Annotated in this window: 23 protein-coding genes; 8 read left to right on the forward strand and 15 right to left on the reverse strand. The window is 53.2% G+C overall.

Features of this window, described 5'->3' with window-relative positions; translation table 11 throughout:
• Window positions 1-15: 15 nt before the first annotated feature.
• The 8 genes from rdgC to K5L82_RS04130 all read right to left on the reverse strand — a co-directional run bounded on the left by rdgC (window position 16) and on the right by K5L82_RS04130 (window position 5,844).
• Complete coding sequence (rdgC, locus tag K5L82_RS04095; RefSeq protein WP_223133263.1) at window positions 16-942, reverse strand: recombination-associated protein RdgC; 927 nt, start codon at window positions 940-942, stop codon at window positions 16-18.
• A 100-nt stretch (window positions 943-1,042) separates the two neighbouring features.
• Window positions 1,043-1,243: a DUF2788 domain-containing protein gene (locus tag K5L82_RS04100; protein ID WP_133005137.1), complete on the reverse strand. Its 201-nt coding sequence runs from the start codon at window positions 1,241-1,243 to the stop codon at window positions 1,043-1,045.
• Between the two features lie 44 nt (window positions 1,244-1,287).
• Window positions 1,288-2,061 carry a peroxide stress protein YaaA gene (gene yaaA, locus K5L82_RS04105; protein ID WP_223133264.1) on the reverse strand — a complete coding sequence of 258 codons (774 nt, stop codon included), beginning with the start codon at window positions 2,059-2,061 and terminating at the stop codon, window positions 1,288-1,290.
• A 13-nt stretch (window positions 2,062-2,074) separates the two neighbouring features.
• Window positions 2,075-2,308: a glutaredoxin family protein gene (locus tag K5L82_RS04110; RefSeq protein ID WP_133005139.1), complete on the reverse strand. Its 234-nt coding sequence runs from the start codon at window positions 2,306-2,308 to the stop codon at window positions 2,075-2,077.
• The gene (locus tag K5L82_RS04115; RefSeq protein WP_133005140.1) at window positions 2,308-3,060 is read right to left on the reverse strand and encodes a YciK family oxidoreductase; all 753 of its coding nucleotides are present in this window, start codon (window positions 3,058-3,060) and stop codon (window positions 2,308-2,310) included. The genes K5L82_RS04110 and K5L82_RS04115 overlap by 1 nt, the downstream gene beginning before the upstream one ends.
• A gap of 65 nt (window positions 3,061-3,125) precedes the next feature.
• Window positions 3,126-3,791, reverse strand: coding sequence for an HAD family hydrolase (locus K5L82_RS04120; RefSeq protein ID WP_223133265.1), 666 nt, complete (start codon window positions 3,789-3,791; stop codon window positions 3,126-3,128).
• The gene (ubiG, locus tag K5L82_RS04125) at window positions 3,781-4,497 is read right to left on the reverse strand and encodes a bifunctional 2-polyprenyl-6-hydroxyphenol methylase/3-demethylubiquinol 3-O-methyltransferase UbiG (RefSeq protein ID WP_133005142.1); all 717 of its coding nucleotides are present in this window, start codon (window positions 4,495-4,497) and stop codon (window positions 3,781-3,783) included. Before ubiG ends, K5L82_RS04120 begins: the two co-directional genes overlap by 11 nt.
• A gap of 18 nt (window positions 4,498-4,515) precedes the next feature.
• The gene (locus tag K5L82_RS04130) at window positions 4,516-5,844 is read right to left on the reverse strand and encodes a TRZ/ATZ family hydrolase (protein WP_223133266.1); all 1,329 of its coding nucleotides are present in this window, start codon (window positions 5,842-5,844) and stop codon (window positions 4,516-4,518) included.
• 171 nt (window positions 5,845-6,015) lie between these two features.
• Between K5L82_RS04130 and mtnA the strand changes: the two genes are divergently transcribed.
• A complete protein-coding gene (gene mtnA, locus K5L82_RS04135; protein WP_223133267.1) occupies window positions 6,016-7,074 on the forward strand; it encodes an S-methyl-5-thioribose-1-phosphate isomerase in 1,059 nt (352 codons plus the stop codon).
• Here the strand turns inward: mtnA and K5L82_RS04140 are convergent.
• The 5 genes from K5L82_RS04140 to K5L82_RS04160 form a co-directional block, all read right to left on the reverse strand.
• Entirely contained in the window at window positions 7,063-7,830 is a 768-nt protein-coding gene (locus K5L82_RS04140) for a helix-turn-helix domain-containing protein (protein WP_133005145.1), read from the reverse strand. The two genes, mtnA and K5L82_RS04140, sit on opposite strands and share 12 nt — an antisense overlap.
• Window positions 7,831-7,834: 4 nt before the next feature.
• A complete protein-coding gene (locus K5L82_RS04145; protein WP_223133268.1) occupies window positions 7,835-10,009 on the reverse strand; it encodes a carboxy terminal-processing peptidase in 2,175 nt (724 codons plus the stop codon).
• Window positions 10,010-10,251: 242 nt separating this feature from the next.
• Window positions 10,252-12,402, reverse strand: coding sequence for a 3-hydroxyacyl-CoA dehydrogenase NAD-binding domain-containing protein (locus K5L82_RS04150; RefSeq protein WP_223133269.1), 2,151 nt, complete (start codon window positions 12,400-12,402; stop codon window positions 10,252-10,254).
• A gap of 30 nt (window positions 12,403-12,432) precedes the next feature.
• Window positions 12,433-13,641 (reverse strand): acetyl-CoA C-acetyltransferase, encoded by a 1,209-nt coding sequence (locus K5L82_RS04155; RefSeq protein ID WP_223133270.1) that lies wholly within the window; start codon window positions 13,639-13,641, stop codon window positions 12,433-12,435.
• Window positions 13,642-13,835: 194 nt separating this feature from the next.
• On the reverse strand, window positions 13,836-16,301 hold the full coding sequence (locus K5L82_RS04160) for a DUF349 domain-containing protein (RefSeq protein WP_223133271.1): 2,466 nt from the start codon (window positions 16,299-16,301) through the stop codon (window positions 13,836-13,838).
• Window positions 16,302-16,443: 142 nt separating this feature from the next.
• Here K5L82_RS04160 and K5L82_RS04165 point away from each other — a divergent pair, with 142 nt between their 5' ends.
• Complete coding sequence (locus tag K5L82_RS04165) at window positions 16,444-16,941, forward strand: regulatory protein RecX (protein WP_133005150.1); 498 nt, start codon at window positions 16,444-16,446, stop codon at window positions 16,939-16,941.
• On the opposite strand, the gene mltF is transcribed toward K5L82_RS04165, so the two are convergent.
• Window positions 16,938-18,467: a membrane-bound lytic murein transglycosylase MltF gene (mltF, locus tag K5L82_RS04170; protein WP_223133272.1), complete on the reverse strand. Its 1,530-nt coding sequence runs from the start codon at window positions 18,465-18,467 to the stop codon at window positions 16,938-16,940. The genes K5L82_RS04165 and mltF overlap by 4 nt on opposite strands.
• A gap of 268 nt (window positions 18,468-18,735) precedes the next feature.
• Between mltF and purL the strand changes: the two genes are divergently transcribed.
• Both purL and K5L82_RS04180 read left to right on the forward strand, forming a co-directional pair.
• Window positions 18,736-22,641, forward strand: coding sequence for a phosphoribosylformylglycinamidine synthase (gene purL, locus K5L82_RS04175; RefSeq protein ID WP_133005152.1), 3,906 nt, complete (start codon window positions 18,736-18,738; stop codon window positions 22,639-22,641).
• 432 nt (window positions 22,642-23,073) lie between these two features.
• Complete coding sequence (locus K5L82_RS04180; protein WP_223133273.1) at window positions 23,074-23,385, forward strand: NGG1p interacting factor NIF3; 312 nt, start codon at window positions 23,074-23,076, stop codon at window positions 23,383-23,385.
• Here K5L82_RS04180 and K5L82_RS04185 read toward each other — a convergent pair.
• Window positions 23,355-23,933: an NUDIX hydrolase gene (locus K5L82_RS04185; RefSeq protein WP_133007522.1), complete on the reverse strand. Its 579-nt coding sequence runs from the start codon at window positions 23,931-23,933 to the stop codon at window positions 23,355-23,357. The genes K5L82_RS04180 and K5L82_RS04185 overlap by 31 nt on opposite strands.
• A gap of 95 nt (window positions 23,934-24,028) precedes the next feature.
• Here K5L82_RS04185 and K5L82_RS04190 point away from each other — a divergent pair, with 95 nt between their 5' ends.
• The 4 genes from K5L82_RS04190 to purT are packed head-to-tail and all read left to right on the forward strand — an operon-like array spanning window position 24,029 to window position 26,559.
• On the forward strand, window positions 24,029-24,610 hold the full coding sequence (locus tag K5L82_RS04190) for an NUDIX hydrolase (protein ID WP_133005154.1): 582 nt from the start codon (window positions 24,029-24,031) through the stop codon (window positions 24,608-24,610).
• A 17-nt stretch (window positions 24,611-24,627) separates the two neighbouring features.
• The gene (locus K5L82_RS04195) at window positions 24,628-25,161 is read left to right on the forward strand and encodes a gamma carbonic anhydrase family protein (protein WP_223133274.1); all 534 of its coding nucleotides are present in this window, start codon (window positions 24,628-24,630) and stop codon (window positions 25,159-25,161) included.
• Window positions 25,158-25,340, forward strand: a complete 183-nt coding sequence (locus K5L82_RS04200; protein WP_133005156.1) for a DUF1289 domain-containing protein — start codon at window positions 25,158-25,160, stop codon at window positions 25,338-25,340. Before K5L82_RS04195 ends, K5L82_RS04200 begins: the two co-directional genes overlap by 4 nt.
• Before the next feature lie 19 nt (window positions 25,341-25,359).
• Window positions 25,360-26,559 (forward strand): formate-dependent phosphoribosylglycinamide formyltransferase, encoded by a 1,200-nt coding sequence (gene purT / locus K5L82_RS04205; protein WP_223133275.1) that lies wholly within the window; start codon window positions 25,360-25,362, stop codon window positions 26,557-26,559.
• Window positions 26,560-26,762 lie beyond the last annotated feature (203 nt).

The raw sequence follows: 26,762 nt of genomic DNA on the forward strand, positions 1-26,762 counted from the left end.
TCGAGTGTTTGCTGCTTAGTCTTCGACAATCGCGGAGCGGTCTTCGCCACCAAGGGCTTCCAGCAAGCCAGGGATCATGCGAGACAGTTCCAGCGTCATGATCGTAAAGGCCGCATCGAATTTGGCTACGGCATCGTCTACATCGACATCGTCCAACTGCTCCTGCAGTGTCTCGCCAAACTTCAAGCGACGAATGCCCAGTTCCTCATCAAGAACCAGCTGTACGTTGTTGTCCCAGGTTACCGCCAGCTTGGTGACTTGCATGCCGGTTTCCAGGTGATTGCGGATCTCGTCGGCCTTCAAGTCCAGGCCTTTGCAGCGAACAACACCGCCGTCTTCAGACGGATCTTTCAGTTCGCATTCGTTGCCTAATTCAATCGTGGCGGGCAGGTCGATGGTTTCGTTCAGCCAACCGGTAAACGTAAAGGCCGGGGCCTGCTCTACCACGGGTGGGCGCACGGGTAGCGACCCCAGAGTTTTTCGAAGGGTGGAGGCCAAGTCTTCGGCTTGTTTTGCCGAGCCAGCGTCTACCACCAGCACGCCGTCTTTCGGCGCCAGATAGGCATAGCAACGGCGGTTGCGGGAAAAAGCTTGTGGCAGCATTTCCAGCATCACCTGTTCTTTGATTTCGTCTTTTTCTTTGCGGCGAACCTTGCGGCTCTGCTCAAGCTCAATGGCTTCGGCGCGCTCTTCCACGGCTTCTTTAACAACGGGGCCAGGTAAGATCTTTTCTTCTTTACGCAGTGCAATCAGATGGTAGCCGTTGGCACTGTGCACCAGCAGTTCGCCGTGCTTGCCAAGTGGCGGAACCCAACCCTGACGCATGGTTTCTTGGGGGCCGCAGGGCTTGAACGCATCGGCTTGTAGCTTTTCTTCTAAGGCTTCGGCCGTAATGTCGAACGGCTTGGTAAAACGGAAAACTCGGGCGTTACGAAACCACATGGGTTGTATGTCCTTGCTAATTGTTTGGGGCGTTTCGGAAAAGAGGGGAGGGATAATACGGCTACCGACAGGCAGCCGTAAAGTTACCGGCAGGGTATGTTTAGATTTGCAGAATCTCGACCACAACTGTCTTAATCACAAAACCGAGAACACCGGTACCGAGGACGGCAAATAACGCAATGGTGCCGAATTTGCCCGCTTGTGATTTTTTGGCAAGATCCCAAACAATAAACCCCATCCAACCAATCAGGCCTGTCACCAGCACCAGCATGGCGATCTGGGAAAACACTGCTTCGTTCATGTTTACTCCGATATCAACAAAAATGTGCGAGTGCGCGGTTGTACTTAGCTCTGCTCTTCGCGCAGGAAAACCCAGTTGTTCTTATCGGATTGTTCTTCACTGAAGTAGTAGCCATCCCAATCAAAGCCCTTGAGATCTTCCGCTTGGGTGATCTGGTTTTGAATGGCATAGCGGCACATTAAGCCGCGTGCTTTTTTAGCGTAAAAGCTGATGATCTTGTATTTGCCGTTCTTAAAGTCTTTAAACTGAGGCGTGATCAGCTGACCCTGCAGATTCTTCTTTTGGATGCTCTTAAAGTATTCGTTGGATGCAAGGTTTACGAGCACCTGATCGTCTTTCTCCAGCAGTATGTTCAAGGCTGATGTTATCTTGTCGCCCCAGAACGCATAAAGATCTTTACCGCGTTGGTTCTCGAACTTGGTGCCCATTTCAAGGCGGTAAGGCTGCATCAGGTCCAGTGGTTTCAATAAGCCATAGAGGCCAGACAGCATGCGCAGGTGTTTTTGGGCAAAGACGAAGTCGTCTTGACTGAAGCTTTCGGCGTCTAGCCCCGTGTACACATCGCCTTTGAACGCCAGAATGGCTTGGCGCGCGTTGTCGGGTGTGAACGGAGTATGCCAATTGCGGAAACGGTCGGCGTTCAGTTGGCCCAGTTTATCACTGATGCTCATTAGATTACTGACCTGATGCGGTTCCAGTTCCTTCAGTTGATCAATCAGCTCACACGCATCGTCCAGATAGTCCGGTTGGGAGTAAGTTTCTGTGGTCAGAGGGCTCTCGTAATCCAGAGTTTTAGCGGGGGAGATGATCATCAGCATGTTAGCGGATCCTTTATTGCAAAAACGTGAGTAGCTGGGCCTGGGTAAAGGGCCAGCCTAATTCTTCGCCGGTGTCTTGTCGGCGCAGAACCGGAATGCGCGTGCCGTAGCGTTCAACCAGCGCTTCGGACTGGGCGATATCCACCACATCCACGGGAATCGGCTCCGGCATCGGGGTATTAACCAAGAGCGCTTCGGCCAGTTCGCAAAGGTGGCAGTTAGATGTGGTGTAGAAAATCAGTTCCATTAGCTTTTCGGCTGTGCGTCAATTTGCTGGCCGGTCACACCTTCGCTGTCTTTACCCATCAGGTAGAGGTAGATAGGCATGAGTTGCTCTGGCTCGGGGTTTTTCTGCGGATCTTCGGCCGGGTAGGCGAGAACGCGCATTCCCGTTCGCGTTGCACCTGGGTTCAGGCTGTTCACGCGAATGTTGTTGCGCTCGTCGTCCAGCTCATCGGCCAACAATTGTGAAAGCCCTTCCACGGCGAATTTGGATACCGCGTAGGCTCCCCAGTAAGCTCGTGCCTGGCGGCCAACACCGGATGAAGTAAAGATCATAGAAGCAGCATCCGACTGTCTGAGCAGAGGGATCATAGCCCGGCTAAGCATGAAGGGCGCCGTGGCGTTAACCTGCATGACCTTGTTCCAGGTTTCAGGATCGTAAAGCTCTACAGGGCTCCGTGTGCCCAGAACGCCTGCATTGTGGAGGAGGCCATCGAGACGTCCGAAGTTTTCTTCGATGGTCATTGCCAGTTCTTCGTAGTCTTTCATGGCTGCGCCTTCGAAGTTCATCGGCACCAGCGCAGGCTGTGGGTGTCCGGCGGCCTCGATTTCATCGTAAACTTCTTCCAATCTGGACAGGGTGCGTCCCACCAGAATGACGGTGGCACCATGAGCCGCGTAGGCTTTTGCGGCCGCTCGGCCTATGCCGCTACCAGCTCCGGTAACCATGATAATGCGGTCTTTTAGAAGATCGGCGGGTGCCTGGTAATCATGCATAACCTGTCTCCGATATCTGGCCAATACCGGCCACATCTTGGCCGGTCAATGAAAGAATTTGAGCGCTATTGTAACAGCTTTACTAAGTCGCTGACGGTGTCGGCGATGGCATCGGCTTGCCACAGATCAACGGTTTCCGGTACTTCAATGTAACCGTACCTTACGGCAATGGTGTACATGCCAGCGTTACGGCCAGCCTCTATATCCCGTACGTGGTCACCTACGTAAATAGCCTGATCCGGAACAGCGTTGATTTCCTTGCACGCTAGGAACATAGGTTCCGGATGGGGTTTGCGCTCGGCCACATGATCCGGGCAGATTAGGGTCGCGCAACGCTCCTGCAAGCCGAGCGCCTCAATCAACGGTGCTGCAAATCGCACAGGCTTATTGGTGACGATGCCCCAGGGGATGTTTTTGGCTTCGAGTTCCAGAAGTAGGTCATTCATGCCCTCAAAAAGGGTGGTTTCTGCAGCCACTCCCGCTTCGTAAAGATCCAAAAAGGCAGCGTGTTTGTCCAGATAGCCATCGTGCTCGGGCTCCAGATTAAAACCGAGGCGTACCATGGCGCGAGCACCGTTAGAGACGGATCGGCGAATATACTCCGCCGGTAGTGGGTCCAGTTCGTGCTGTTGGCGCAATTGGTTCAGGCAGCGGATAAAGTCCGGTGCGGTATCGATCAAGGTACCGTCGAGATCAAACAGTACAGCCGAGGGGTTCTGCTTAGTCTTCACGGATATCCTTCGCATGCATCAGGTAATTAACGTCTACATCACGGCCAAGCTTGTAACTCTTTGTGATGGGGTTGTAGGTCATGCCGGTGAGTTCCCGGATATCCAAGCCGGCCTGGCGCAGATAATCCGACATCTCCGAAGGACGGATGAATTTGTTCCATTCATGAGTGCCCTTGGGAAGCATGTTCATGATGTATTCTGCGCCGACAATCGCAAACAGGAAGGATTTGGGGTTCCGGTTAATAGTAGACACGAATAAGTGCCCACCCGGGCGTAGCATGGCAGCGCAGGATTTAATCACCGACGCTGGGTTGGGTACGTGTTCAAGCATTTCCAGGCAGGTAACGGCATCGTATTGGCCGGCATGTTCCGGATCTTTGGCTAATTCTTCAATGGTGGTCTGGCGGTAGTCCACTTTTATCCCGGATTCCAAACCATGCAGCTTTGCGACCTGCAGAGGCGCCTCGCCCATATCAATGCCTGTCACGTGGGCACCGCGAAGAGCCATGCCTTCGGACAATAAGCCGCCACCGCAACCTACGTCCAAGACGCGTTTTCCGGCTAGCGAAACCCGTTCATCAATGAAGTTCAGGCGCAGAGGGTTGATGTCATGCAGTGGCTTGAACTCACTGGTGGGATCCCACCAACGACTGGCGAGCGCCTCAAACTTGGCGATCTCGTTTTGATCTACATTCTGGTTGCTCATGCTTGCCCCTGAGAAAAATTAACTGAGAATATGTTTTTGCCAATCGCGAACCCGCAGCATTAGGTCCGGGACATCAATTCGGGTTAACCGGCCGTCCTGTAATTGCGGTACGCCGTGAATCCAGCTGTGACTAACGGCCCGGCCGTGGTTGCTGTAAACCAAATGCGAGGCAGGGTCGTAGACGGGTTGAAGGAACGGGTCACTGAGGTCTACCGCAATTAGGTCCGCCAATTTTCCGGCTACCAAGGAACCAAGCTCCTGTTCGCGGCCAAGGGCTCGGGCACCGTTCAGGGTAGCCATTTCCAAAGCCTTGTGAGCCGACAGGGCCGAGGCATCGTCGGCAACAGCTTTGGCCAGTAAGGCCGCCGTCTTCAATTCGCTAAACAGATCGAGATCGTTGTTGCTGGCTGCGCCATCGGTGCCGATGGTGACGTTAAGCTCTCGGTCAATCAAGGTTTGAACCGGACACATGCCACTGGCGAGTTTCAAATTAGACTCTGGGCAGTGAACAATGTGGCCACCGGTCTTTGCCAGTAGGTCCAGATCCGCTTCATTCAGTTGAGTCATGTGTACATATTGGCTGTTTTTACCCAGTACGCCCAAATCTGCCATTCGGTCGGTCGGCCGTTTGCCTGTCAGCTTTAAGGCTTCTTCTACCTCGAATGCCGTTTCGTGCAGGTGCATTTGGATGGCTGCGCCTGTTTGTTGAGACAACTCAACGGCGGCAGCTAAAGGCTTGTCCGAAACGGTGTAGGGCGCATGGGGGCCAATCGCGGGCATGATGAATTCATCGTTGCGCCATTGAGCAATCAGATCAGCGCCCTTCGCTAGATACTCGTCCGGGCCGGAGCCCCACATGGTAGGCATGTCCATCAACGGAAAACACACTTGCGCGCGCATGCCAGTATCGTGCGCGGCCTGAGCCGTGGCTTCCGGGAAAAAATACATATCGGAAAAGGTGGTGGTGCCCGTACGAAGCATTTCGGCCATCGCCAGTCGGCTACCATCCAGAACAAATTGCTCACAAACAAACTGCCCCTCGGCGGGCCAGATATGTTCGTTAAGCCATGTCATAAGCGGCAAATCATCGGCCATGCCACGGAATAGGGACATGGCGGTGTGACCATGGAGATTGATTAAGCCTGGGAGGACAACGTGATTCGGAAGGTCAATGGTTTCCCGTGTGCGAAACTTTTGGTCAGCATCCGCTTGGGATACTACAGCTGCAATGCGGCTGCCTTGGAGTATGACGGCCTGATGGTCCAGTACAACGCCAAAAGGTTCGATTGGAATCAGCCAGCGGGCGTTGATTCGGGTATCGGCTGCGATAATGGTATTTGCCGTCATTAACCTGCCTTGAAGGGTCGGGGGCACAGTCTCTGTATGCCGGGAAATTTAACTGGGAAGTATAGCGAGCCGCTACCGGCAGAACTACCCCGGTTGTCGTGCCAATGAAGGTATAAAGCTGGATCTAACGCGTTATACTGCGATTTTTCAGGCACGTAACCGGAGCAATTGATGGCAAATACGACAGACCAACGCTCTTTGGGGACTCAACCTGTTCGCTGGCTCGGCGACAGTTTAGAGTTATTGGATCAGCGGCTGTTGCCTACCGAAGAACATTGGATCACGGCTGACGGCGCATCTGCAGTTGCGCAATGCATTACTGATATGGTGGTTCGTGGCGCACCGGCGATCGGGATCAGTGCTGCTTACGGTGTTGCATTAGCCGCGCGTCATGCCGGCGGTAGCCAAAATTGGCAGGTTGAAGTGGAGCGGGCGATTGACTTGTTAGCAAAATCGCGACCGACAGCGGTGAATTTGTTCTGGGCCTTGCAGCGGATGAAAAAGGTCTTTCTGGCTTGCTCTGAGCTGGATGAGGCGATTGTGCAATTGGCCGAAGAAGCAATTTTGATTCATCAAGAAGATATCGCTGCGAATTTGGCGATGGCTGACCATGCGCTGAATGTAATGAACACCGAACAGCCGATAGGCGTGTTAACCCACTGCAATACGGGTGCGCTCGCTACCGGTGGTTACGGGACGGCGCTTGGTGTCATTCGCCGTTTGCATGAACGTAGCCTGCTGAAGCGAGTGTATGCGGATGAAACTCGGCCTTGGCTTCAGGGTAGCCGCCTGACGGCTTGGGAGCTTAGACGTGATGAAATTCCGGTGACTTTGAACGCTGATGGCGCAGCTGCCGCCATTCTTGCCAGTGGTAAGGTTAGCTGGGTGGTGGTTGGTGCAGACCGGATTACGGCCAACGGTGATGTGGCGAACAAGATTGGTACATACAGTCTGGCTGTTTTGGCTCGTTACCATGGTGTTGGTTTTATGGTTGTTGCACCGTCCAGTACGGTGGATATGGCATTGCCGGAGGGTGCTCAGATCCCGATTGAAGAACGCGACGGAACTGAGGTTCGGGAAATTCGAGGGATTCCGTTAGCGCCAGCCGGAGTGGACGTGTTCAATCCGGTGTTCGATGTGACACCGGCCAGCCTGATTGACGCGATTGTGACGGAAAAGGGCGCGGTACTTAAACCGGATGTTGCTGGAATGAAAACGCTATTTGCCTGACGATGGCTCGGAGTCGTCGGCATTATCACGGGACTGAAGGCCGGCTTTCAGTTCCGCTACTTCCATTTCTTGCTGCTCAACGAAGTGCATCGACATTTCAAAGCTGTTGCGGGTGAATTCCAGCACTTTTTTGAAACCCTCATCCGACAGGCTTCGGGCGTTGTCATGACGGCGGAAGATATTGATGAACTCTCGTTCCCGTTCGAACTGCAGCGGAATGCGGCCAATTCCCCAGTCGTTCAATATCTGCCATACCTCCGGGTTATAGTTCCGGGTGGTGCGCATGATGAAGGGAATCGGATCGTTTCGAGCCACCAGAGCCGCAAACCGTAAGATGAGCTCGAAGGATAGTGTCGCAGTGCCGTTTTCAATGGCTTCCAGTAGAGATTTGTCTTTGAGGTTTAGTGCATCGCTCATTTCTGAAAGCGTGAGGCCAGCCACTTCCCGTATGTCTTTGAGCGATTGGCCCGCGGCCAGCATAGCTCTGAGCTGGTCCTGAGAATTGACCAGTACCCGCCCCACTTTGAGGGACGTGTCGGTAGCCCGAGCGCCGAGTTTTAGGGCCGAGCCGGTAAAGCCGACGATGCGGTCCAGAATCCGGTCCGACGATTTGGTGCGCGCGTCGGGGGCTGGCGCCATGCTCTCGGCTTCTTCCATGGAACGCATGGCGTGTAAAGCATCCAAAAGCATGCTCTGAAACACCTGAGCTTTTTTATTGTTCTCTCGCTGACCTCCGGAAGATGCTTTGTCAGGCATAGTGTCAGGGCACCTCGGTTTTGGCCGCAAATTGGGTGGGGGCGAGGATGGAAGCCATGCGTTGGTCCAGTTCAAGCAAGTCTGCCATGATGTGGCCACCCTCACGGATCACAAAGTCTAGTTCGTCATCGCTGTTGTCGGGATCAGCGACTTGCGCATCTTGCCACTCTTCCAGATCGTCCAGTGTGTCGAAGGGAGCTTCACCGCGAAGCTCACGACGCGCATTGGCGATGGTAAGGCGGGTGCTTTCGATCTGGTTATGGTGCGCTGTTCGTTCGTCAAGATTGAGGCTGACGTGGTCAATCTGGCGCTGTTGGCTCAGAAAATCAATTTCCTTTTGCAGCAGGCTGAACTCCGGATTGGTATTGAAACGATCGTCGTGCCGTGTACGGAGCTCATCAATGATACCGCTAAAGTCGAAGTAGCGGGTATGCGGTACCGCTTCAATCTGGTCCCAAGGTAGAGCGTGGTCGAGGGCGTCTTCACCGATTCTCGATTTATCGATACGGGAAGGAATTTCAATGTCTGGAATCACGCCCTTGTGCTGGGTAGAACCGCCTGACACTCGATAGAACTTGGATTGGGTGATCTTGAGCTGCCCGTGGTTAAGCGGTCGAACGGCTTGAACGGTGCCTTTACCAAAGGTTTGGGAGCCCACGACCAAGCCTCGGCCATAGTCTTGGATGGCACCCGCGAAAATTTCAGACGCCGATGCGCTCATGCGGTTGACCAGTACCACCAAGGGGCCGTCGTAGGCGACCGTTGGATCTCTGTCGTCCAGTACTTGTACATCGTTATTAGCGTTGCGAATTTGTACCGTGGGCCCTTTATCGATAAATAAGCCTACAAGGTCGTTGGCTTCGTGCAAGGCGCCACCGCCGTTATTGCGAAGGTCCATCACGATGCCGTCAACACCATCCTGTTTCAGCTCGTCAATCAGCTTGCGAACGTCTCGGGTGGTGCTTTTGTAGTTTGGGTCGCCCGCTTGCATGGCTTGGAAGTCGGCGTAAAAGGTTGGGATGGTGATCACCCCGATATTATGAGTGATTCCGCTTCGGTCCAGTTGAATGATGTCTTTGCTGGCGCTTTGTTCTTCCAGTTTTACTTCATCTCGACTGATGGCAATACTGCGCGTGATGGTTTCATCAGAGGCGTTGGCCGGGATGACTTCCAAGGTTACGATGGAATTGCGCGGGCCACGGATGAGGTCAACGACTTCATCAAGACGCCAGCCAATGACATTCACCGGCTTCTCGTCTTCCTGGGTAACGGAAACAATACGGTCTGCCGGTTGCAGTTGCCCTTGCTTGGATGCTGGGCCACCAGGAACCAGTCGAACCACCTTGGTGTATTCGTTATCGGATTGCAGAACTGCGCCAATCCCTTCCAAAGACAGGCTCATGTTGATGTTGAAGTTTTCCGATGTACGGGGTGAGAAGTAGGATGTATGTGGGTCCCACATGCCCGTAAACGCATTCATGTAGGCCTGAAACGCATCTTCGCTACGAGCTTGATAGGCGCGTTTGAGTTGGCCTTCATAGCGGCGCAACAAGGTTTCTTCAATAGCCTCGTCGTCGGCACCGTTTAAACGCTGAGCCAAAACGGCGTTTTTGATGCGTTTGATCCAAAGCTTATCCAAGGCCGCTTCGTCGGCTTCCCATGCCGCTTCTGAACGATCAACCCGGATTTTTTCGTTGGCATTGAAGTCCAGTTCGGAGACACCAGAGCGGATAATCTTTTTGGCAAATTTCAGGCGCTCGACAATGCGTTGCTGGACCAGATTGTAGATATCGAAGCCGGGTTGCAGTTGGCCCGTTTTTAAAGCGGAGCCCAAGCGGCCTTTTACTTTGCTTAGCGCATCGATATCTTGCTGAGTGAGGTAAACGCGCTGGCTGTCGAGGTAGTTGAGGTAGGCGTCAAAAACATCGCCGGAGAGTTCATCGCTGATGCCGAGGTCGCGGAAATGAGTGAACTGCAGCTGACGGGCAATAAGAATATTAGCCCGAGCTTGATCAATGGTGGGGGAAACCGGTTGATAGCTGGCTGGCTCTTCCATCTTTGCGTGTAGACCGGACAATCCGGGTACAAGCAAAGCAAGGCCTAACGCGGCGCTCAGTCCAGCACTTTTTAGAAAGGAGGACCGGGGGTTACGCGTAAAGGCTTTTTCCGCAATGGTCATATAAGCATACCTGGCGATACTGGGTTGTTTTATGTCTGCCGAGTCTACTGACAGTGTGATCTACCCGCGACTAGTTAATTTATTGTAGGCAACTGCCACATCCGTTGCCATAGGCTAAGCGCAGAGCTTAGTGACAATATGTCCATATAGATTGCAGTATTGCGGGCCAAATGCGGGCGGGGAAGAGCAATGTAGAAGAAACCGACCGGAGGCGGGGCCCCGCCCCCGGTCAGTAGGGGCTGTTAAGCGAAGGCTTCGTTTTTCTCCGCCTTTTCGACCAGCATCGCGGGCGGCGTGAACCGCTCGCCGTATTGCTCGGTCAGTTCTTGAGCGCGTTCTGCGAACTTGCGCACACCGTATTGATTGACGAACTGAATGGCACCGCCGGTCCAGGGCGCGTATCCGATGCCGAAGATGCTGCCAATGTTGGCATCGGCCACGGTGCGTAAGACCCCTTCTTCAAGGCAGCGAATGGTTTCGATCGCCTGAATAAATAGAATACGATCCTTAAGATCTTGTAGTTTAACGTTCCGAGATTTTTCTTGATCGACAAACAGGTTCTCAAGTTCCGGCCACAGGTACTTTTTACCCTTTTCCGGATACTCATAGAATCCCGCACCGGACGCTTTCCCTTTGCGATTATGGGTATTCACCATAACGTCGATCACAGCTTCGGCTGGGTGCGCTGTCCAAGTCTGGCCTGCAGCTTCCGAATCTTTTTTGCTTTCAGCACGAATGTGCTGCATCAGCGTCAGGGTGACTTCGTCGGAAATGGTCAGAGGCCCTACCGGCATGCCTGCCAGAACCCCTGCGTTATCGATGCTGGCTGGGTGAATACCTTCTGCCAGCATGCTGATGCCTTCGTTGACGAAAGTGCCGAACACCCGGGACGTGAAGAAGCCGCGGCTGTCGTTTACAACAATCGGAATCTTGCCAATCTGCTGTACGTAATCGAAGGCGCGCGCCAGGGTTTCATCGGAGGTGGTTTCACCAACAATGATTTCGACCAGCTGCATCTTATCGACGGGCGAGAAGAAATGCAGACCGATGAAGTTTTCCGGCTTCGCGGAGGCGTCGGCCAGCTGACTGATGGGGATGGTGGACGTGTTGGACGCAAAGATGCCGTTGGCTGCCATTTTCGGCTCGGCTTCCCGGGTCACGTTCGCTTTCAATCCGCTGTCTTCGAAAACGGCCTCAATGATGAGATCACAGTTTTTCAGGTCGTCCGCTGAGTCGGTTGCGGTAATGCGGCTCAGAACCGCATCTTTTTCGGCTTCGGTCATGCGGCCGCGGCTAACTTTCTTGGCAAGCAGCTTCTCGGAATAGCTTTTGCCTTTTTCGGCATTTTCGACCGATATGTCCTTCAGTACGACTTCGACGCCGCGAGTAGCGGTGGAGTACGCAATGCCTGCGCCCATCATGCCGGCACCCAGAACACCCACTTTCTTAAAGGTTTCCTTCTCGACACCGTCAGGTCGGCTACCGCCGGCTTTGATGGCGTTTAGCTGGAACCAGAAGGTGCTGGTCATGTTTTTCGCAACGTTACCGGTGGCCAGCTCTGCAAAGTAGCGGGTTTCGATCAAGCTACCGCTGTCAAAATCAACCTGTGCGCCTTCAACGGCAGCCGCGAGGATCCGCTCCGGTGCCGGGTAGCAGCCTTTGGTTTTCTGGCGAAGCATAGCTGGCGCAATTGCGAGCTTCTGCGCCATGGCCGGGTGGTGTGGTGCGCCGCCCGGCATTTTGAAGCCTTTTTTGTCCCAGGGTTGCTGGGCTTTCGGGTTGGCTTCAATGAACTCGCGAGCCTTGCTCATCATTTCTTCAGGTGAGCTTGCCAGAGCGTCGATTACGCCTGCTTTCAAAGCTGCTTTTGGCGCTAACTTCTTGCCTTCCATTAACAGAGGAAACGCGGCTTCCAGGCCGATCATTCGCGGAAGGCGCTGTGTGCCGCCACCGCCGGGAAGCAGCCCCAAGGAGACTTCTGGCAGGCCTAGTTGTGTCTTGTCGTTATCGAGAGCAACGCGGTGATGGCACGCGAGGGCAATTTCCAGCCCGCCGCCAAGAGCGGTCCCGTTAATCGCTGCAACAACCGGTTTGCCGCAGGTTTCCAGGAAGCGCATGTCGGCTTTCATGCCGTTTACCATGTCTTCAAAGTCTTTCGCCTGATCGCGTGTCACTTTATGCAGTTCGTTCAGGTCGCCGCCGGCAAAGAAAGTTTTCTTCGCGGATGCGACAACGATGCCTTTGATGTTATCGAGATCTTGCTTAACCCGATCGACAGTCTCGCTGAGAGCGGTCCGGAACTCTCCATTCATGGTGTTCGCAGACTGGCCCGGCATGTCGATGGTGAGGGTCAGGATTTGGTCTGAACCCAGGTCGTACTGAATAGCAGTCATGGTCTGTTCCTTAATTAGTGAAAGTGGGGTTCAAACGCGTTCTATGATGGTGGCAATACCCATGCCGCCGCCGACACACAGAGTGGCCAGGCCGTAGCGGAGCTCGCGGCGCTCAAGTTCATCGAGCAAGGTGCCGAGTATCATGGCGCCGGTCGCGCCTAGAGGGTGGCCCATGGCGATGGCGCCGCCATTTACGTTCACTTTCTCATCCGGAACGGACAGTTCTTTCTGGAAGCGCATTACTACGGAGGCAAAGGCTTCATTAACTTCAAACAGGTCGATGTCGTCGACGGACAGGCCGGCTTTTTCGAGTGCTTTGCGAGCAGCCGGTGCCGGGCCAGTCAGCATGATGGTGGGGTCGGTACTGGTGACGGCCGTGGCGACAATGCGGGCTCGCGGCTTAAGGCCGAGTTCTTTGCCTTTGGTTTCACTGCCGATCAGTAGCGCAGTTGCGCCATCTACAATGCCTGACGAGTTGCCGGCATGGTGGACATGATTAATTTTCTCAACGTAGTGGTATTTTTCACGGGCGACGCTGTCGAAGCCCATTTCACCCATCATCTGGAAAGAGGGCTTTAGGCCAGACAATGAATCTACGGTTGTGTTGCTGCGAATGAATTCGTCGTGATCCAGAATCGTAACGCCATTCTGGTCCGTCACCGGCACGATGGATTTTGCAAAGTGGCCGTTGGCCCAAGCGTTCGCGGCTTTCTGTTGTGACCGAACCGCAAAACTGTCGACGTCTGTCCGGCTGAAACCTTCAAGGGTGGCGATCAAATCGGCACCGATGCCCTGTGGCATAAACCCGGTTTCGAGGTTGGTGGCAGGGTCAGTTGCCCACGCGCCGCCGTCAGAACCCATAGGTACGCGAGACATGGCCTCAACACCGCCGGCAACAACAAGATCTTCCCAGCCCGAACGCACTTTCATCGCTGCGAGGTTCACGGCTTCCAAGCCCGATGCGCAGAAGCGGTTGAGCGTGACACCCGCTACCTTCTCATCCCAGCCAATGGCGAGCGCGGCGGTTTTGGCTATGTCGGCACCCTGATCACCTACGGCGGTCACACAACCCATTACAATGTCATCAACGTGCGCGGTATCCAATTGATTGCGTTCACGAAGGGCTTCAAGTACAGAGCCCAATAGAGTGACGGGTTTGACGCTGTGCAGTGAACCGTCTTTCTTGCCGCGCCCTCGTGGAGTGCGGACTGCATCAAAGATATACGCCTCGGTGGACATGCTCGTTCCTCTGTTCGTTGTTTTGTGGAATACGTCAGTTATCTAACCATAGCCGGTATGGTGCGGGGGGAGTAATGACAGTGCCTGCCAATCCCATTGGCCTATTTGCTCAGGAAGATTTTAGACGCAGAAACAGAAAATCCCTGATCGGGGTTGCCGCTCAGGGATTGAGGAGGAGGTTTGAGAGATTGTGGTTAGCTGGTTTGTGTCAGGCTGGTTAGTGCCTGATTCAGGCGATCAGCATTCTCGTGCGACGTATCTTCAACGTCTGGGTGCAGGCACCAAAGTGCTACCAGCTTCTCGAGCTCTTGGGTGGGGGAGGCGTTGTCCGTGCTTCCCATGCCGTCGCTCAGGCGTTGAACCTGTATTTCCATCCGACGTGATTGGTCTTGTTCCGGGGTTGGGGTGCCGGTCAGGATCTCTGCTCGGATTGCCAAGTCACGGCCGTTTATCGGGCCGGCGGCTTTAGCCAGCTTTAACCAATGTTTAGGGGCGGCTTCGTCTGAAAGTTTCTGCTCAACCTTATCGCTGACGAAAGCTTGCCAATCGGCCACCGTTTGCTGGAACTTTTTGAGCTCGGCTGCCCGGTTGAGCTTTTGCTTCAGCTGCTGCACCTGCTCCTTGACCGCCGGGGACAAGGGGTTGCCTGACAGCGGCTGGATGGCCTGGCGAGCTTCGTTCAGAAGACCCTCATCCGTATCGGCATCAACATCTTGAAATTTGCTTAAGACTTCCTGAGCCGTTTGATCGGCCAATTGGCTGGCTTGCTGTTGCTCAGTACGCTGGGCCTCACGGCGGGCGAAAATCTGGTCGCAGGACTTACGGAATGCTTGCCACATTTTGCGGTCTTCACGGTGCCGTGTAATGCCAATTCTGGTCCATTCCGCTTGCAATGATTTGGCTTGTTCCATGGCTTCTTGCAGAGGTTCATGTTCAATAAGCGCTTGGGCGCGCTCTACAACTGATTGTTTCAGGGCCTCGTTCTTTTTGCGCTCGTCATCCAAAGGCTGTTCCAGTCGCTTCAGTAGTTCATCGAACTGTTTCTGTACGGATCGGTTGTTTCTGAAGTCTACGGGCCAAGCTTCTTTCCATTCCTGTCTCGCAGTCTGGTAGATGCGTTCAATGGCTTTCCAGTCAGTGGAGGCCCAATCCGTGTTTTCGAGGAAGTTGGACAGTTCATTGCAAATTGCTTTGCGTTTATCCAAATTCGCCTGCTTCAGATCGGACTTAGCCTCAAAGTACACTTTGCAAGGCTCGTAGGCCTGATCAGAAGCGGCTTTGAATCGAGTCCAAAGGGTTCGGTCTGAGGAGCCGCCCAGATTGCGCCATTCGCCTTGCAGTTCTTTTATCCGCTCAGCTTTGGCTTCCGGATCCATAGGCTGCTCAGCAAGATACTCCATCTGCTCGCACAGGGCGATTTGCTTGGGTTCGGTTGCAAAGCCTTGCCAGTCACTCAATTCTCGGAATTGGCCAGTCAATAACTGCATGCGTGCCTGCAGGTTTCTCCGGTGAGCGTGGTCCAATTGCTGAAAGAGATTTTGAGCGGTTTTGAACAGTTGTTTCGATTCTTTAAATTGCCGAGCCTCGAGAGCCGTTTCTAACTCAGGCAGTGCGGCTTTTAGTTGATTCGTAACCTCTTGCTGCTTTTCGCGCTGCCCATCGTTTTGCTTTGGTGCTTGTCGTTTGCCTGTGAGCTTGCGAACCTGAACTAGGGTAGTTGGCAGAGGCAGGTCGGTCGGCCATTCCAGTTGTTGCAGCAGTTCGGTTGCTTGCGTTCGTTGTTCGTCTGTCGCCTCGCCTGATTCTGCAGCCTGTGCGAGTATGCTAAGGGTGTCTTTTTCCTGTGCCAGCCAGCGAACGGCGTTCAAGTAGCTTCGAAGGGTCTGCATCTGCTGCTCGTAAGCCCGTTGTTCGTGCTTCTCAACGGCGGTGTCTCGAGTTGCTTCCAGCCAACGGTTCTCTTGCGTTTTCTGGAGAGCGTCAAGAGATGAAGGGGAAGGCAGATCGTTTGCACCTTGCCGCTTTAGGTCGGTGAGGGTGTTGCTGAGCAGGTCGAGCGTTTCGCTACGCTGGCGCGCCTGCTCTTGTTGACGAGCTTCTTCCTGCTGCGTTTGTTCAATCTGCTGCAAGCGTTTCTGGCATTCGTGCACTGCTTCCAGAAAGTGTTGCGATTGCTCGGAGCTGGCGTCGTCTTTTACCACTTGCCATTGCTCTTGTAATGCCTCAAGACGGGCTTTGAACAGTTTGGTATTTTCACTGCTGGCCTGATCTTTGGCTTGCGCGACCAGATCACTGACTCGCTGGCGGGTTGCAGCTTCCTGAGCTTGCTGTTCACGTAAGCGCTGAAGTGATTGCCTAACGGTCTGGTACACGCTTTTGTCTCGACCTTTCGAGTTCTTCTGTACCTGTTGAAGTAACTCTTCGCCTTGCAGTTTTTTGGCTGCTTCAAGCCTGATGGAGGCGGTTACACCCTCTGTTGCAAGTGTCGCTAACACAGATTGTTCAGGGCTGTTTGCAAGCTGTTGTTGCTGAGCTTCCCGAAGCTCATTGCGCTGGTCTACTTCGGCAGGCTGTTTGGCCTCAGGTTTTATCTGAGGATTGGAACTGGAGGTCGCTTTTGTTTTGCGGGACTTGAACAGTTTCTGAATAAATGCAGCCATAAAAGGTATCCTTCGGGATTAAGACCAGTCTGCGGTGGCGGCAGAGTGCACACCACCGGCCATCGGCATGAGTTGCATGCCGGATAGTTGTAACATCGGGCGCTAGTCTAGCGTTTAGCTAGCGCATGCGGGAAGGGGCTACATGGGAAAAGATTCAAAACTCGATGATCCGGAGTATAAAGCCCGCGCGGCAGCGTTGCGCTTGCTGGCCCGTCGGGAACACAGCCGCCAGGAACTTTCGTTGAAATTGCGCCAAAGGAACATCGAACAATCGGTAATCGACTTGGTGCTTGATGAATATGAAGAGGAGGGCTGGCTGGATGATCATCGCTTTGCGGATGTTTACAGTCGCCAACGTATCGATGCCGGCTACGGTCCGGTACGTATTATGGCGGAACTGCAGCAACGAGGTGTTCATTTTCGCCCGGAGTGCCTTGAGGAAAAAAGCGATGCTGATTGGGCTAGAGTGGCTGCGGAACTGCGCGAAAAGCGATTCGGGCTTTCTCGCTTAAGTGACGATCTGGCTGAGAAACTTCGGCAGGCAAGGTTTCTGGCTCGTCGCGGTTTTTCGTCCGCTCAGCTGGAAAGAGCACTTAGGCTCGAAGCTGCCGAGCAGCTTTGGGGTGATGAAGAGTTTTAAAGCGTGGGTGGTATCACGCTGAGTTCGGGGGGGAGTGCCGCCCTGAGATCTTCTCTGTTTTCAGGTGAGGCTGGCTCGGAACCTTCAGCGTTCGCTAGTCGATTGGCGCTATCCAGAGTTGGCGACTGCTCCAAAGGAGCCGGTATTTCGTTGTTGAGCGCTGGAACTCGTGCCAGCACGTCGTAGTAGCGCCGAATGTTCTGAACGTAGGTGACAGGCTCGTGCCCTCGGGCGTAGCCAAAACGGGTTTTCGAATACCATTCCTTTTTGGCCAGCAGTGGCAGGAATTCTTTAACGTCCATCCAGCGATCTGGGTCCCGGCCTGCTGATTCAGTTAGCCTTCGGGCATCCTCCAGATGGCCATAACCTACGTTGTAGGAAGCCAGCGCGAACCATGTGCGGTCGGGTTGAGGGATGCGGTCGGGGATACGCTCATGCACCATGTTGAAATAGCGAGCGCCGCCTTTGATGCTCTCCTCGGCATCGAGACGATTGTTGATGCCGATATATTTAGCGGTGGTTCTGGTGAGCATCATCAGGCCGCGCACACCCGTAGGCGAAACCGCATTTGGCCTCCAGTGGGATTCCTGATAACCGATGGCGGCAAGAAGACGCCAATCCATACCGATTTCTTTGGCGTGGCTTTCAAACAAAGCTTGGTATCTCGGCAGCCGGTTTTTCAAGTGGTGCATAAAGGTGCGGGCACCCACGTAGTTCAGTCGGTCTAAGTGCCCGTAGAACCGTTCTGCCAACTGAGCCTTGGAGCCATCTTCATTAGCGCGCTCCATAAATAACTGGGCGGCATCGGCGAGAGTGTTGTCTTGTTGTGGCGGGAACAGCCAGACGAGTTCTTGTGGGTCGTTCAGGGCGAAGGCCTCTTTAACCATCGGGAAGAAAACGTGATTCAGGTCGAGTTCGTTCGATGAGATGACGGCGTAAGGCAGCTCACCCTTATTTACCTTTTCCAGTAATCCTTCTGCATCAAGGCCTGGGTGAATGCGGGTTTGCGGTTTCAGGTCGCCAGCTGCAACTTCGATGACGTATTCGTGGTTGCTGTCGGCAAGTAGGTGCAATGTCTGGCCAGACAAGCCGTCGATCGAATCGGGCGCCGGGTGATCGCGGTGGTAAACCACAATGGACTGCGCGTTGATGCCAGTTGAAACCGGGTGGAATTCAGCGGCGAAATCGGGGCGATTCACCAAGCCAGCCAATCCAATATGGGCGTAGTTACGCTTTAATATGGAGAGGATTTCGGAATTGTCTTTCGCGACACGAACCCTCAGCTCAACACCTAGTTCGTCGGCGAAGCGGCTCGCAAGTTCGTAGTCGTAACCAGTAGCGCCACCCTCGTCTTTGTAATAGACAGACGGTGCTGTACGGGTAATTACGTGCAAGACGCCTTCGTTCTTAACTTCTTGCAGGGTGCTGGGTTGAGTGCATCCACTGGCCGCCATTATTGTGGCCAGTGCTAGCGTGAATACAGCACGACTACCGTGAAACTTTTTAATAATGTGTGACAAATCCATGCGCTCCGCAAAGCCCAATGTTCAGGAAACTGCGTGACTTAAGCCACTTGCCTGTTGTTTGATGCCTCATGCAATCCGTGCATATAAGTGATGATCTCGTCTTGCGCCTTCGCGGTCAATCAGCGCAGATACTCAATCAGCAAAATCGTTTCGATTATACACCTACGAAAGGCGTCAGCTTACCCTGTATCCTTGCGCCAGTTTCAAGTATCATTGCCGCCTTTCAGAAAGACGTCCCCCGATTCTTCGCGCGATACAGGTTGATATCATGCTTGAACTTCGCGGCGCGCCAGCGCTCTCGCCCTTTCGTTCCCGCAAACTGCATTCTCGCATTCAGGATATGGTTCCTGATGTAGAGCATGTTTATGCTGAGTTTATGCACTTTGTGGACCTAGATGACGACCTGTCCGGTACCGAACAGGCGATTCTAGACCGGCTGCTTACCTATGGGCCCAGTGTTGAAGTAGAAGCGCAGGATGGAGTTTTATTCCTCGTGGTTCCACGCCCAGGCACTCTGTCTCCTTGGTCCAGTAAAGCGACCGATATCGCCCGTAATTGCGGTCTGCGGCAGATTCGCCGAATTGAACGCGGTATTGCGTTTTATATACGCTCCAGCAATAAACTCGGATTGGAGCAGCGCGAGAAAATCGCAGCACTTCTGCACGACCGTATGACCCAAAAGGTCTTTCACGAAATGGGTGGGGCCGAGCTTCTGTTTAGCAATGAAGAGCCTCGCCGCTTGGGCCGGGTTCCGATTGTGTCCGGTGGCCGCGCAGCGTTGGTTGAAGCCAATGCGCGTCTGGGGCTGGCTCTGGCTGACGATGAAATCGATTATCTGGTCGAGTCCTTCATCAGGCTCGAGCGTGATCCGACCGATGTTGAACTAATGATGTTCGCTCAGGCGAACTCCGAGCATTGCCGTCACAAGATTTTTAATGCCTCTTGGGATATCGATGGTGAAGCCCAGGAAAAATCCCTGTTCGCGATGATAAAAAATACCTACGAGATGAACAGTGAAGGGGTTCTGTCTGCTTATAAAGACAACGCGTCTGTGATTGTCGGTAGTGACGCAGGTCGTTTTTACCCGGCCCCGGGTACCGGCGTATACAGTTATAACCGTGAGCCCGTTCATATTCTGATGAAGGTGGAAACTCACAACCACCCGACAGCGATTGCTCCTTTTGCCGGCGCAGCGACTGGCTCGGGCGGGGAAATTCGTGACGAAGGTGCGACCGGGCGCGGTTCCAAGCCGAAAGCGGGTCTTTCCGGATTTACCGTATCTAACCTGAACATCCCCGGCGATGAACAGCCATGGGAACTTGGTTATGGCAAGCCAAGCCGTATTGCTTCGCCATTGGATATCATGATTGAAGGCCCAATCGGTGGCGCAGCATTCAATAACGAATTCGGCCGTCCCAACCTGACCGGTTATTTCCGTACGTTTGAAGAAAAAGTGGCCGGTGCAGCAGGTGAAGAAGTGCGCGGTTATCACAAGCCGATCATGATCGCAGGTGGCATGGGCAACATCCGTGAAGAGGATGTGGAAAAGGGCAACATCCCCGTCGGTGCGAAGCTGATTGTTTTGGGTGGCCCGTCCATGCTGATCGGTTTGGGTGGCGGCGCAGCCTCTTCTATGGATTCCGGTTCCAGTAACGAAAATCTTGACTTTGCCTCTGTTCAGCGGGACAACCCTGAAATGGAGCGTCGCTGTCAGGAAGTGATCGACCGTTGCTGGCAGTTGGGTGAGCAGAACCCAATCTGCTTTATCCACGACGTGGGTGCTGGCGGTTTGTCTAACGCTATGCCAGAGCTGGTCAAAGACGGTGGTCGTGGCGGTAAGTTCGAGTTGCGGGACATTCCCAGCGACGAGCCAGGCATGTCACCTTTGGAAATTTGGAGTAACGAATCTCAGGAGCGTTACGTTATTGCGGTAGCGCCGGAAGACCTTGAGCGTTTCGATGCTCTGTGTCGCCGTGAACGTTGCCCGTACGCTGTGATTGGTGAGGCAACCGAAGAGCACCATCTTGAACTGGCGGATTCCTACTTCAACGATAAGCCTGTTGATCTTCCGATGGATGTACTGTTCGGAAAACCTCCGAGAATGCATCGAAGTGTGACTCGCGCGTCGTTCACCAAGCCAATCTTCGATTCTTCGAAAATTGATATTCAGGATGCCATTCGCCGTGTGCTGCGTTTGCCGTCAGTGGGTTCCAAGGGTTTCCTGATCACCATTGGCGACCGTACGATCACAGGTTTGGTCGCTCGCGATCAAATGGTGGGCCCTTGGCAGGTGCCAGTGGCGGATGTGGCAGTGACTGCCGCGTCTTTTGATGTCAGTGCCGGTGAAGCGATGGCCATGGGTGAGCGCACACCTCTGGCGGTCATTGATGCACCCGCATCTGGCCGTATGGCGGTGGGGGAGGCCATCACTAACTTGGCCGCTGCACCGATTGAAAAGCTTTCTAATATCCGACTTTCCGCTAACTGGATGGCGGCTGCCGGGCATCCCGGTGAAGATGAAAATCTTTATGAAACCGTTAAAGCGGTAGGTATGGAGTTGTGCCCTGCACTGGGTATCACTATCCCGGTTGGCAAAGACTCTATGTCGATGAAGACCACTTGGGAAGAAGAGAACGGCGAACAGAAGAGCGTTACGTCGCCGTTGTCACTCATTGTCAGCGGTTTTGCTCCGGTAACCGATGTTGCTCGCACGCTGACTCCGCAGTTGCGCACCGATGTAGGTGAAACAGATCTGATTCTGATTGATTTAGCCGCCGGCCAGAATCGCTTGGGTGGTTCGGCGCTGGCTCAGGTGTACGGCCAGGTTGGTGCGGTAGCGCCCGATCTGGATGATCCGGAAGACATTAAAGCGTTCTTTGCGGTTATCCAGGGTTTGAACTCTGATGGCAAGTTGCTGGCCTACCACGACCGGTCCGATGGAGGCCTGTTCGTTACGTTGGCAGAAATGAGCTTTGCCGGACGCGCTGGTGTAAGCGTCAAGCTGGATGGTTTGGCGGAAGATCGCTCCCAATTCGCCCGGGAGTTGTTTAATGAGGAGCTGGGTGCGGTGGTTCAGGTTCGCCGTGAAGACACGGAGTTTGTGCTTCAGCAATTCTCTGGCGCCGGACTTGGTGACCACACTGGTGTAATCGGCACGCTGAATGAGTCCGATCACGTTGAGCTGACCTTTGCCGGTGAAAGCGTCATTGATGAAGCGCGTGCAGATTTGCAGCGTTTGTGGGCCGAGACCAGCTATCAGATTCAATCGTTGCGCGACAACGCGGATTGCGCCAAGGAAGAATTTGAGAATCTACTCGACACAGATGATCCGGGTCTGAACGTTGATCTGACATTTGATATTAATGAAGACATAGCTGCGCCGTTTATCAATTCGGGAGCTCGCCCAAAAGTAGCTGTTCTACGGGAGCAAGGCGTTAACGGTCAGATCGAGATGGCTGCTGCATTTGACCGCGCGGGCTTTGAAGCGGTTGACGTGCACATGAGTGACCTGTTGTCGGGGCGAATTTCACTCGAAAGCTTCCAGAGCTTGGTTGCGTGTGGTGGGTTCTCCTACGGCGACGTGTTGGGTGCTGGTGAAGGCTGGGCTAAATCTATTCTGTTTAATGACCGTGTTCGCGATCAGTTTGCCAGCTTCTTCAATCGCGAAGATACCCTGGCGCTGGGTGTGTGTAATGGTTGTCAGATGTTGTCTAATCTGCACGAGCTCATTCCGGGTAGTGAAGGCTGGCCTCGCTTCGTGCGGAATCAGTCTGAGCAGTTCGAGGCGCGCTTGGTAATGGCAGAGGTGGCACCCTCTCCATCTGCGTTCCTGGATGGCATGGCAGGATCACGTATGCCGATTGCTGTCGCTCACGGTGAAGGCCGCATTGAGTTTGCTGATGGGAATACTGCCGATGCTCTCGTTGAGAATAAGTTGGCAGCCCTGCGCTATGTCGATAATCGTGGTGAAGTTACAAACCGCTACCCCCACAACCCGAATGGGTCTGAAGGCGGTATTACGGGCGTTACAAATCGTGATGGACGCGTGACGATTATGATGCCGCACCCTGAACGTGTATTCCGTGCGGTACAACATTCGTGGCGGCCAGATGGCTGGCAGGAAGATGGTCCGTGGATTCGCATGTTCCGAAATGCGAGGCGCTGGCTGGGTTGATATAGACAGGCTCCGGTCAACGCAAAGTCGGCCGGGTAGTACCTTTCCCTAGTAGGAGGTGCTGCCCGGCCGGCTTTTTTTGTGGTGTAAGTATTTATTCGTACAATAAATTTGCTATTTTTTTAAATAATTTTTCAAAAAATGGTGGTCAAGGACTTGACCCAGGTTTTTTATGCACATTTTTTAGATTGAGTTGGTGGAACTATGAACAAACAAGCGGATATGCGTTCACTTTTTGAGCTTTAAGTGTAACTCGTTGAAATATATAAGGTTTGTTGAATGGGCGAATTTCTCGTCAATTTAAGGTGAAGCCAGTATTCATAGGGGTTTAGAGTAGATTCCCTAATACTTTGCACAGAGTTATCCACAGAAATTGTGGGTAAGTCTAGAAAGTCTCGATTTGAACAAAACTTGTGCGATTTGAGGTGGCCGATGTTTAAGCTTTGTTACTTTGTACCGGAGAGTCATTTGGAAGCTACCAAGCAGGCAGTCTTTAATGCTGGGGCGGGTAAAATCGGCGATTACGATCAGTGTGCATGGCAGTGTAAGGGGCAGGGCCAGTTTTGTCCGTTGGAGGGAAGTGATCCCTTTCTGGGGCAGAAGGGCGAATTGGAAGTGGTGACCGAGTTTAAGGTCGAACTGGTTTGTGCGGAGGAGAAGATACAGGGGGCCATCGAAGCGTTAAAACAGGCCCACCCGTATGAAGAGCCGGCTTATGAGGTGCTCCGGCTGGAACTGTTCTGATTTACACGTTTGGTGCTTGGGGGCCGGATGTCGGTTACGTGCAGGCCATAGTTGCCGGAAGACATCTCCGAAAGGAAAAGCTCCAATGTCCGTTTTACCGTCGGGAATGAGATTTCGTCCCAAGGAATTTCGTTAGCGGCGAAGAGGCGGGTTTCTAACGACTCCTCGCCCGCCCCAAAGGTTCCGTCCAAAAGTGTTGCGCGGTAGAACATGTGAACCTGGTTGATATGGGGTACATCAATGATGGAGTACAAACCGTCGATGGTTACGTTAGCCAGGGCTTCTTCTAGGGTTTCACGAGCAGCTGCTTCGATGGTTGTCTCTGCGTTCTCCATAAATCCCGCGGGTAGCGTCCAGTAACCATAACGAGGTTCAATCGCTCGTCGGCACAGCAAAATCTTTCCGTCCCATACTGGTACGGTACCCGCAATAATTCTAGGGTTCTGGTAATGGATGGTCTCGCAGCTAACGCACACATATCGGTAGCGGTTGTCGCCCGCGGGAATCTTTTGTTCAACCTGTTGGCCGCATGTGCTGCAATACTTCATCATTTTCCCCGTATACTGAGAGTTCAACAGTAGCCAGTTTAACCATCGCGGCTGCTTATGTCTCATTCAATGATGTTATCTGGTTGGAGTGCAGAGTGCAGGAACTGTTGCAGGAAAAACTGCTGAATTATGCGCCTAGGCAATTAACTCTGGATTATCCCGAGGCGGGAATACTGGTGCCGATTACCGATAACGTCAGCCATCCCGAGATGGTATTTACTCTGCGATCGGCCAATCTCAAAACCCATCGAGGGCAAGTGGCCTATCCGGGGGGGAAGCGTGATCCGGAGGATTCGTCACTCGTTGCCACCGCCCTTAGAGAAACGCATGAAGAGATCGGTTTGCCGCCAGATCGGGTTAACGTGATTGCGCCGCTGAGTCAGGTGGTTTCCCTGCACCGGATTCTTGTCACGCCTTATGTTGGTGTTGTGCCGGAAGAGCATTCTTATGAGCCTAATCCTGATGAAATAGAAAGTATTTTTCGAGTGCCTATTGAGTTTTTTCTGGAAGACAAGCGGGAGCGTACCGATGCTCTGGGATTTCAGAACAGCACGTTGTATGTGCCCTGTTATAAGTGGGAGCGTTTCCAGATCTGGGGTCTGTCTGCCATCGTGTTAGTTGATTTTTTGAATACCGTTTACGATGCAGGGATCGATATTCTTGAACCGCCACGTTGAACCCGATGGAGGAAGTGATGTTTTACAGTCTTGATGACCGCACACCGGAGTATTGTGGGGGCGGGCAGTATGTAGCAGACAACGCTACTGTAATCGGCAGTGTTAAGCTGATGGAAAAATCCAGTGTTTGGTTCAACGTGGTGATACGGGGAGACAATGAACTGATCACCATTGGCCCCGAGTCCAATGTACAAGATGGTTCAGTCTTGCATACTGATCCAGGCATACCGCTTACACTGGGTCGTGGTGTGACTGTGGGTCATAAGGCGATGCTTCATGGTTGTGAAATCGGTGATTACTCGCTTGTCGGCATTAATGCGGTTGTTTTGAATGGCGCCAAAATTGGCAAGCATTGTTTGATTGGCGCAAACACCCTGATACCGGAGGGAATGGAAATTCCTGATGGGTCGATGGTAGTCGGTTCCCCTGGAAAGATTCGTCGGGAGCTGACTGACAACCAGAAAAAGATGTTGGAGATGAGCGCTCTTCATTATGTTCATAATGCGCAGCGCTATCTCACCAAGTTGAAAGAGGTTGATCTGCAGCGATGAAGGTTCGAGATAAAGTGCGCTCGCCTTGCGTGTCAGTCTGTGCGTTAAATGATGATGATGTCTGCATTGGCTGTCAGCGAACTGGCGATGAGATTCTACGTTGGACCTCAATGACGGATGATGAGCGGCGCCAAGTGCTCAAAAATGTTGCGGAGCGTGAAGAGAAATTTCAAATCTAAATGACAGGAAGTACACGGGATGACTGTAACCGATGATGTCGTGCGTATCGGCACCCCTCTGACACCGAATGCCACTAGGGTTTTGTTTTGTGGCTCTGGAGAGTTGGGTAAAGAGGTTGTTATTGAGCTTCAACGCTTCGGCGTGGAGGTGATTGCTGTCGACCGGTATGCGAATGCTCCTGCGATGCAGGTTGCGCACCGTAGTCATGTCGTTGATATGTTAGACGGTGCAGCGTTAAGAGAAGTGGTTGAGCTTGAGAAACCCGACCTGATCGTACCGGAGATCGAAGCAATAGCTACAGCAGAATTAGTGAAGCTGGAGCAAGAAGGATATCGGGTGGTGCCAACAGCGCGAGCGGTACACCTCACTATGAATCGCGAAGGGATTCGCCGTTTGGCTGCCGAAGAGTTGAAAGTGCCGACATCGCCGTACCGTTTCGCGGGTAGTCGCGAAGAATATTTGGCCGCCGTAAAAGAAGTGGGTATGCCCTTGGTGGTTAAGCCGGTTATGAGTTCGTCTGGTAAAGGGCAGAGTGCCGTTAAGGCCGAGAGTGATATCGAGCCTGCTTGGGACTACGCGCAAAGTGGCGGGAGAGCAGGGCGTGGCCGGGTTATCGTAGAAGGTTTTGTTGATTTCGATTACGAGATCACTTTATTAACGGTTAAGCACCGAGACGGAATATCGTTCTGTGATCCTATCGGTCATTTGCAGGAAGATGGCGATTACCGGGAATCCTGGCAACCCCATCCAATGTCGCTTAAGGCCTTTGAGCGTTCCGCGGAAATTGCACGGTCTGTCGTAAACGACCTGGGTGGGTATGGTATCTATGGTGTGGAGTTGTTCGTTAAAGGTGACGAGGTTTGGTTTTCCGAAGTGTCGCCCCGGCCCCACGATACAGGTTTGGTGACGCTGATGTCCCAGGATTTGTCAGAGTTTGCTCTGCATGCAAGAGCTATAGTGGGTATGCCGATTCCTGCGATCCGGCAGAAAGGCCCGACCGCATCGGCGGTAATTCTCCCAGAAGGCGACTCGTCGGCCGTATCGTATAGCGGTTTGGATGAGGCGCTTAGTGAGCCGGACACTCAGTTGCGTCTATTCGGTAAGCCCGAGCTTAAAGGAAGGAGGCGTATGGGCGTGGCATTGGCGCACGGTTCTACTATTGAGGAAGCCAGGGCGAGAGCAGTTGCTGTAGTCGGGAAAATCAAAGTAGAGGCTTGAGCGGCGGTATTGAGGGTTTGGTAGAGGGTGGTTTGAAGAAATTTGATAAAGTTTCAGGTCGCCCGTTGACACCCTCAGGGATGTCTGTAGAATGCGCATCTCGCTTGAGGGGCTAGCCGCTAAACACGGTCAGCAACGAAGCGGTAACTGCTTGAAAGATTTGAAGAAAACGTTTTAAAGATTCTTCAAAAAGCAGTTGACAA

The sequence above is a fragment of the Marinobacter sp. AL4B genome, assembly GCF_019916045.1.
Lineage (GTDB): Bacteria > Pseudomonadota > Gammaproteobacteria > Pseudomonadales > Oleiphilaceae > Marinobacter.

What these genes read in the sequence shown, in the direction of transcription:
- K5L82_RS04150 (WP_223133269.1), bottom strand. Translation starts at nt 12,402, where the DNA reads ATGACTGCTATTCAGTACGACCTGGGTTCAGACCAAATCCTGACCCTC.
- mltF (WP_223133272.1), bottom strand. Translation starts at nt 18,467, where the DNA reads ATGGATTTGTCACACATTATTAAAAAGTTTCACGGTAGTCGTGCTGTA.
- K5L82_RS04200 (WP_133005156.1), top strand. Translation starts at nt 25,158, where the DNA reads ATGAAGGTTCGAGATAAAGTGCGCTCGCCTTGCGTGTCAGTCTGTGCG.
- K5L82_RS04110 (WP_133005139.1), bottom strand. Translation starts at nt 2,308, where the DNA reads ATGGAACTGATTTTCTACACCACATCTAACTGCCACCTTTGCGAACTG.
- mtnA (WP_223133267.1), top strand. Translation starts at nt 6,016, where the DNA reads ATGGCAAATACGACAGACCAACGCTCTTTGGGGACTCAACCTGTTCGC.
- K5L82_RS04100 (WP_133005137.1), bottom strand. Translation starts at nt 1,243, where the DNA reads ATGAACGAAGCAGTGTTTTCCCAGATCGCCATGCTGGTGCTGGTGACA.
- K5L82_RS04145 (WP_223133268.1), bottom strand. Translation starts at nt 10,009, where the DNA reads ATGACCATTGCGGAAAAAGCCTTTACGCGTAACCCCCGGTCCTCCTTT.
- K5L82_RS04195 (WP_223133274.1), top strand. Translation starts at nt 24,628, where the DNA reads ATGTTTTACAGTCTTGATGACCGCACACCGGAGTATTGTGGGGGCGGG.
- K5L82_RS04130 (WP_223133266.1), bottom strand. Translation starts at nt 5,844, where the DNA reads ATGACGGCAAATACCATTATCGCAGCCGATACCCGAATCAACGCCCGC.
- ubiG (WP_133005142.1), bottom strand. Translation starts at nt 4,497, where the DNA reads ATGAGCAACCAGAATGTAGATCAAAACGAGATCGCCAAGTTTGAGGCG.
- K5L82_RS04185 (WP_133007522.1), bottom strand. Translation starts at nt 23,933, where the DNA reads ATGAAGTATTGCAGCACATGCGGCCAACAGGTTGAACAAAAGATTCCC.
- K5L82_RS04180 (WP_223133273.1), top strand. Translation starts at nt 23,074, where the DNA reads ATGTTTAAGCTTTGTTACTTTGTACCGGAGAGTCATTTGGAAGCTACC.
- K5L82_RS04140 (WP_133005145.1), bottom strand. Translation starts at nt 7,830, where the DNA reads ATGCCTGACAAAGCATCTTCCGGAGGTCAGCGAGAGAACAATAAAAAA.
- K5L82_RS04155 (WP_223133270.1), bottom strand. Translation starts at nt 13,641, where the DNA reads ATGTCCACCGAGGCGTATATCTTTGATGCAGTCCGCACTCCACGAGGG.
- yaaA (WP_223133264.1), bottom strand. Translation starts at nt 2,061, where the DNA reads ATGCTGATGATCATCTCCCCCGCTAAAACTCTGGATTACGAGAGCCCT.
- K5L82_RS04160 (WP_223133271.1), bottom strand. Translation starts at nt 16,301, where the DNA reads ATGGCTGCATTTATTCAGAAACTGTTCAAGTCCCGCAAAACAAAAGCG.
- purL (WP_133005152.1), top strand. Translation starts at nt 18,736, where the DNA reads ATGCTTGAACTTCGCGGCGCGCCAGCGCTCTCGCCCTTTCGTTCCCGC.
- K5L82_RS04115 (WP_133005140.1), bottom strand. Translation starts at nt 3,060, where the DNA reads ATGCATGATTACCAGGCACCCGCCGATCTTCTAAAAGACCGCATTATC.
- K5L82_RS04165 (WP_133005150.1), top strand. Translation starts at nt 16,444, where the DNA reads ATGGGAAAAGATTCAAAACTCGATGATCCGGAGTATAAAGCCCGCGCG.
- purT (WP_223133275.1), top strand. Translation starts at nt 25,360, where the DNA reads ATGACTGTAACCGATGATGTCGTGCGTATCGGCACCCCTCTGACACCG.
- rdgC (WP_223133263.1), bottom strand. Translation starts at nt 942, where the DNA reads ATGTGGTTTCGTAACGCCCGAGTTTTCCGTTTTACCAAGCCGTTCGAC.